Genomic DNA, 1,418 nt, shown 5'->3' with positions numbered 1-1,418 from the left:
AAATCCTGGAGTATCTATTATATACGAATGTGGTGCTGACATAAAAAATCGGCTTTCTATTGTTGTATGCCGCCCTTTTTTTGTTTTCTGGCTGACATCATTTGTAGCTAGTACTTCTTCACCAATTAGAGTGTTTATAAGCGTGGATTTTCCGGCACCCGATGGTCCTGAAATTACAACTGATTTTTTATTTATATATTGCTGTAATTCGGTAATTCCAGTATTCGTTTCAGTTGAAATTGGGAAAATAGAAATTGTTTCTTTAAAAATTTGTTTAAATTTATTAAAAAATTCTTCCAGTTCTTCTTTTGAAACTAAGTCAATTTTAGATAATATGAGTACAGCTGGAATATTTTGAGAATTTGCGTTTAACAGCATTTTCTGAAAATTTGTAAAATCAAAATTTGGACTTTTTATTGCAAATAGAATACCGATAAAATCAATATTTGCAATTAGTGGACGATATAAAAAGTTTTCCCTTTTTTCAATTTTTTCAATAACTTTTTCCTTTTCGTCAAATTCTACAAGATCCCCGATAATACAGTTCATTTTATCATTTTTCACTTTTAATGTTCCACGTAACTTGCATTCATAAATATTTTCTTCATTCAAATTTTTGGAATTTTCGTCTAAAACATAGTAAAATCCTTTTATTTTTCTAATAACTTTTCCTTTGATAAAATATTTGGGAGAAATTTCAAAATAACATTCAAAATAACTCCCATCTCCTTTCTAATTTTTTTGTCATTGTAAATAATAAGTCTTACTCATCGTCATCAGCATTGCTGTCGCCTGGTGGAGAAGTTGATGTATCATCATTATTCCGTCGTTCGCCACCTTGTTGCTGAGAATTTCCAGGATTACTATTTTGTCTATCTATTTGATTTATTGTGTCATCAATAGTTCTCTCAATTTCCCTTTCATTTATATTTTGTTGTGAACGCTTGATAATTTCTTCAGTCGATCTTTCTCGTTTTCTTACAGCCGCTCCACTATTTACCACAACGGATACTTTTTGTCCACGCTGTATTTTCGTTCCAGCCGCAGGATTTGTGGAAATAATTGTGTTTACTGGCAATGTCGGATCACTTGTTTGAGATACAGAGCCAATTTCAAGTCCAATTTGTTTTAACAATTCTCTGGCATCATTTACATCAAGTCCAGTTATATTTGGCATAACTGATGGATCTATCATTTGTTGTGAAGAAACAAGTATTGATATTTTCTGGTTAATTTCCAGTTTTGTACCTGGTTTTGGATAAACTCCCAAAATAGTGTTGTATTTTTGGTTAGATGGATAATAATCAATTGTTTCAATTTGAATATTCTGTCCTTTTAACCGAGATCTTGCTTCTAATAGTTCCAATCCGACTATATTAGGTACTTTTACATCTTCTCCATTGTTTACCCATATTCTA

At 31.2% G+C, this 1,418-nt stretch carries 2 protein-coding genes; both read right to left on the bottom strand.

Features of this window, described 5'->3' with window-relative positions; translation table 11 throughout:
- The coding region (gene rsgA / locus Q0370_RS02920; protein WP_299571900.1) for a ribosome small subunit-dependent GTPase A at positions 1 to 654 on the bottom strand (654 nt) is incomplete at its 3' end.
- A 109-nt stretch (positions 655 to 763) separates the two neighbouring features.
- On the bottom strand, positions 764 to 1,418 hold a 655-nt coding region (locus Q0370_RS02915; RefSeq protein WP_299571897.1), incomplete at its 5' end, for a PASTA domain-containing protein.

Source organism: uncultured Leptotrichia sp. (assembly GCF_938036635.1).
GTDB lineage: Bacteria > Fusobacteriota > Fusobacteriia > Fusobacteriales > Leptotrichiaceae > Leptotrichia > Leptotrichia hongkongensis.
This window is presented reverse-complemented; position numbering and strand designations above follow the sequence as displayed.